Source organism: Actinoplanes rectilineatus (genome assembly GCF_000962825.1).
GTDB classification, from domain to species: domain Bacteria; phylum Actinomycetota; class Actinomycetes; order Mycobacteriales; family Micromonosporaceae; genus Actinoplanes; species Actinoplanes rectilineatus.
In genome coordinates, this window is the sequence record NZ_JZKF01000212.1 from 1 (window position 1) to 981 (window position 981).

The following is a 981-nucleotide window of genomic DNA, read 5'->3' on the forward strand; positions in this document are numbered from 1 at the left end:
GAAGTCACGAAGGTCCGGCGGCGCGGTCATCCGGCGGATCCGCATCCTCGCCCCGGCCTCGTCGATCAGGTCGATCGCCTTGTCCGGCAGGAACCGGTCCGAGATGTACCGGTCGGCGAGCGTCGCGGCCGCGACCAGCGCCGCGTCGGTGATGCTGATCCGGTGGTGGGCCTCGTAACGGTCGCGCAGGCCCTTGAGGATCTCGATGGTGTGCGCCAGAGACGGCTCGCCGACCTGGATCGGCTGGAAGCGGCGCTCGAGGGCCGCGTCCTTCTCCAGGTGCTTGCGGTACTCGTCCAGGGTGGTGGCACCGATGGTCTGCAGCTCACCGCGGGCCAGCATCGGCTTGAGGATGGAGGCGGCGTCGATCGCGCCCTCGGCGGCACCCGCACCGACCAGGGTGTGGATCTCGTCGATGAACAGGATGATGTCGCCGCGGGTGCGGATCTCCTTGAGCACCTTCTTCAGGCGCTCCTCGAAGTCACCGCGGTAACGGGAGCCGGCGACCAGCGCGCCCAGGTCCAGGGTGTAGAGCTGCTTGTCCTTCAGCGTCTCGGGCACCTCGCCCTTGATGATGGACTGCGCCAGACCCTCGACGACGGCGGTCTTGCCGACGCCCGGCTCACCGATGAGCACGGGGTTGTTCTTGGTGCGCCGGGACAGCACCTGCATGACCCGCTCGATTTCCTTCTCCCGGCCGATGACCGGGTCGAGCTTGCCCTCGCGGGCGGCCTGCGTCAGGTTGCGTCCGAACTGGTCGAGAACCAGCGACGTGGACGGAGCGGCCTCGCCGGTGGCGGTGCCGGCCGCGGCCGGCTCCTTGCCCTGGTATCCGGAGAGGAGCTGGATGACCTGCTGGCGGACCCGGTTGAGGTCGGCGCCGAGCTTGACCAGCACCTGGGCGGCGACGCCCTCGCCCTCACGGATCAGGCCGAGCAGGATGTGCTCCGTGCCGATGTAGTTGTGGCCGAGCTGCAGGGC

1 protein-coding gene is annotated in these 981 nt (G+C 69.1%); it reads right to left on the bottom strand.

Annotated features, from left to right (window positions below; translation table 11 throughout):
• Window positions 1–981 (bottom strand): AAA family ATPase (locus WH85_RS46140; RefSeq protein WP_157411670.1); only part of this gene is annotated, 981 nt, incomplete at both ends.